This is a genomic window from Paenibacillus alkaliterrae (assembly GCF_021532375.1).
Taxonomy (GTDB): Bacteria; Bacillota; Bacilli; order Paenibacillales; family Paenibacillaceae; genus Pristimantibacillus; species Pristimantibacillus alkaliterrae.
The window spans coordinates 1-3,160 of sequence record NZ_JAKGAP010000140.1 but is presented as its reverse complement, the minus strand read 5'-3'; the positions used below and the strand labels follow the sequence as shown (position 1 = coordinate 3,160).

Annotated in this window: 4 protein-coding genes and 1 other annotated feature; of the genes, 3 read left to right on the top strand and 1 reads right to left on the bottom strand. The window is 47.3% G+C overall.

The genetic code is table 11. From position 1 onward, the window contains the following. Window positions 1-99: 99 nt before the first annotated feature. Window positions 100-336 (bottom strand) — a binding site (T-box leader). Window positions 337-618: 282 nt separating this feature from the next. Both L1N85_RS26685 and L1N85_RS26680 read left to right on the top strand, forming a co-directional pair. Continuing rightward, window positions 619-867, top strand: a complete 249-nt coding sequence (locus L1N85_RS26685; RefSeq protein WP_235242048.1) for an AbrB/MazE/SpoVT family DNA-binding domain-containing protein — start codon at window positions 619-621, stop codon at window positions 865-867. After that, complete coding sequence (locus L1N85_RS26680) at window positions 860-1,252, top strand: type II toxin-antitoxin system VapC family toxin (protein WP_235242047.1); 393 nt, start codon at window positions 860-862, stop codon at window positions 1,250-1,252. Before L1N85_RS26685 ends, L1N85_RS26680 begins: the two co-directional genes overlap by 8 nt. Here the strand turns inward: L1N85_RS26680 and L1N85_RS26675 are convergent. Continuing rightward, window positions 1,249-1,854 carry a type 1 glutamine amidotransferase family protein gene (locus L1N85_RS26675; protein WP_235242046.1) on the bottom strand — a complete coding sequence of 202 codons (606 nt, stop codon included), beginning with the start codon at window positions 1,852-1,854 and terminating at the stop codon, window positions 1,249-1,251. The genes L1N85_RS26680 and L1N85_RS26675 overlap by 4 nt on opposite strands. A gap of 141 nt (window positions 1,855-1,995) precedes the next feature. Between L1N85_RS26675 and L1N85_RS26670 the strand changes: the two genes are divergently transcribed. Next, window positions 1,996-2,958 (top strand): helix-turn-helix transcriptional regulator, encoded by a 963-nt coding sequence (locus L1N85_RS26670; RefSeq protein WP_235242045.1) that lies wholly within the window; start codon window positions 1,996-1,998, stop codon window positions 2,956-2,958. Window positions 2,959-3,160 lie beyond the last annotated feature (202 nt).

Here is a 3,160-nt window from a genome sequence, read left to right as displayed (position 1 = left end):
TGACCCCTGTTCAGTACAGGAATCATCTATTATTGGTTTCCTAATTGTTCAATACCACTCTTTTTTTAAGTGTCCTTGACATAGGGTCCAGATTACCTATAAAGGGACGAGTCTCCACCCGTGTTACCACCTAGTTCCGCGCCTACGGCACGACACTCCGCTCACATATCCATCAATACGCGTTCCCGTTAACGCTGGACCTGCGGCAGAGCTTACTGTATTTCAGCCTGCTTCTCGGAGATGGCTTTCCGCTAACGCCCGAACGTTGGTTTTCAGCTTCCCCAACTCTCTGTTCGATCAGGCGTGCAGCGTACTCTTTCTCGTCATCGAATGTAATGCTATTCAACTTGAAATATCGAATCGACGATTACCGGAAGATTGTCTCTGGTCAGCCATAAGCTCCACCACCGACAGCGTCTTTATTTAAAATTTTACCAATGATACCACCAAAAAGCGGGGTTGTGCAATAGCTATATTTTTCAAAAAGCTTAACATTTTGCCGTGCTTTTCGTGAAATGTCATTTCAATTCACTTTATGGCGTTGACTAAACTTAATCGCCATCATAAAATAAATATGTCACAAAAATATTATTGACCATAAAAAGGGAGGTTTGGCATATGGAACAAACGCCAATCAAGCTTGGTGAAGGCGGTAGGATCGTCATTCCATCCGAGTATAGGAAAGCACTTGGACTAAATATTGGCGACGAACTTCTTCTGCATATGGAAAATGGAAAACTCATAATCATGAACCGCTCGCAGGCCATTGCGTATGTGCAGGAGCAGATGGCTCGATATGTGACCGACGGTCGAATACTATCAGATGAATTGATATCTGAGCGAAAGGAACAAATCGATCATGAATGATGTTTTGGTATTCGATGCATCGGCAATTCTGGCATTACTGTATCAAGAACCAGGACATGAAGTCGTTTCAAAATATTTAAATACACATAGTGGATTATCAGCAGTAAATTTGGCAGAGATAATAGGAAAAACGCAGCCTACCGGATTAGCTCCAAATCAATTATTGTCTTATCTGCAATTGCTCGGCGTGCAAATATTCGATTTAAATCAAGATTTAGCCATTCAAATCGGCATAATGAGAATGAGCGCAAAGCCATATGGATTGTCTCTGGGAGATTTGGCTTGTATGGCTTTAGGAAAACAACTGGCCTGTCCTGTCATAACAGCAGATCGTGCATGGAAAGAAACCGATTATGGGGTAGAAATTATCCTTATTCGCCCCTAACAGGCTCGAATCTCGGTGAAATCTTGTAGATACCCTTTTTTGAATACGTCATACCACTGCTCTAACGCTTCACCCTGGTAAACCCCAAGCTTCTCCAAAATAAGCTTCGCAAACTCAACCGCCGCGCTGCCGTTAGCCGTTATGAGCGGCCCGTCGGCAACCGCTTGTGCATCCACATAAAGAATGTCGCCTCTGTAATCCGGTGCCCCATGCTTTAAATTAACCAGCATGTTGCCGGTATGCTTGTGTTCCTCCAGAAACCCGTGCCGGCCGAGAAAGGTCGTCGCATCGCAGATCGCCGCTATACCCGCTTCAAGATCCAAGCATTGACGAATCGTATCCTTCGCTTGCTCATTTATCGGATCGTTCCAGCCCGTGCCGCCTGGCAAAATCAGCATCGCGACATCCAACTGCCTCCACTCGCTGCCGCTCGCCGCATAATCCGGAAGCACCTTAAGTCCGCCCATCGACGTTTTCGGCTCAAGATCCACTGCAATCGTTTTTATCTCATAGCCCGATTGCGGGTTATTCAGCTCTGCACATACATAGCTGGCTTCCCAATCTGCAAAACCATCCGTAAGAAATACAAGTACTTGTTTCATATGAACCCCTCCAGCATTTTTTTGTTCCTCATGTACTCAGAATAAACCAGGTCCCCTGACAAAGGCTGTCAGTGAAGCTGAAATATATTGCAACGTTTGTCTGAGTCACTGCGTTATAATGGCTGAAGAGGTGAGTCGAATATGGCAAAATGGGACAATATGCTGAAAATTTTATGGCTGCTGCGTTCAAAAAGCACGATGACCGCCGAACAGCTGTCCGAGGACTTGGAAATGAGCGTTCGCACCGTTTACCGGTATATCGATGCTCTTTGCGCAAGCGGGGTGCCCATCATCGCGGAGCCCGGTCATGACGGCGGCTATTCGCTGCCGGGCACGTTCAAGCAGGCCCCCTTATTTTTCGACTCAGCCGAATTAAAAGCTGTCTTGCAAGCCGCTTTATTCGCTCAAGGAGCGGGATATCCCTTTGAGGAAGAGCTGCAGAGGGCGCTGCAAAAGATACAGCTTTATCATGGCGAGACGCAGCAAGAGGATTGGGAGCGTCAAACGCGTGGAATGGATGTGATCCCTCATGCGGGCAACCATGCGCTTAAGCCTATGCTTCAGTTGATGGAGAAAAGCGTTGCCGAAAGCCTAACGATTCACATTCAGTATGCGAAGAATGCAGAGGATGAGCCGCAGCTGCGAAAATTAGATCCTTACGGGCTCGCTTATCGAACAAACAAATGGTATGTCGCAGCGTATTGCCACCTAAGGCAGGAGGTGCGGACGTTTCGCGTTGATCGTATCGAGAAGCTGGAATTAACCGGGCACCGCTTCCAAGTCCCGCTCGATTTTTCCGCAAAGTCCTATTTTGAGCAGAGTGCTTTCGTGCAAAAATCGGATAGCGGGCATGGCGGCTGCTATGTACGGATCGAGGGGAATGCGGACAGCATTCGCAGACTGGCTGATCACTGGTATTTAAGAAACTGCTCGCCGGAGCATGATGGTCAAACACTAACGCTGCGGATTGACGAAGAAACGATGATGAAGTACCTGCCCCGGCTGCTGCTGTCCTACGCCTCCGCTGTCCGCGTTCTCGAGCCGTCGAATTTGAAACAAGAGATGAGCAGGCTGGTGCGGGAGCTGACCGGTTTTTATGAGTAAGCCTCAAACGTCCAAAAAAGACAGTGTATAAATGAATAGCCCTCAGGAAAAGTTATGTGCATTCCCATTACGAATGAATACTCCCATCACTTACCGATGCAGACGTTTCGGCTGAAGTGGGGGTTTCTGATGTATCGTCCTTACTTATTTCAGGATGCTTAACACCAGTGGAGTTGACACATTGATGGTCTGGTTACCACCC

Excerpts from the sequence above, each read along its gene's own strand:
- L1N85_RS26685 (WP_235242048.1), top strand. The coding sequence starts at position 619 with ATGGAACAAACGCCAATCAAGCTTGGTGAAGGCGGTAGGATCGTCATT.
- L1N85_RS26680 (WP_235242047.1), top strand. The coding sequence starts at position 860 with ATGAATGATGTTTTGGTATTCGATGCATCGGCAATTCTGGCATTACTG.
- L1N85_RS26675 (WP_235242046.1), bottom strand. The coding sequence starts at position 1,854 with ATGAAACAAGTACTTGTATTTCTTACGGATGGTTTTGCAGATTGGGAA.
- L1N85_RS26670 (WP_235242045.1), top strand. The coding sequence starts at position 1,996 with ATGGCAAAATGGGACAATATGCTGAAAATTTTATGGCTGCTGCGTTCA.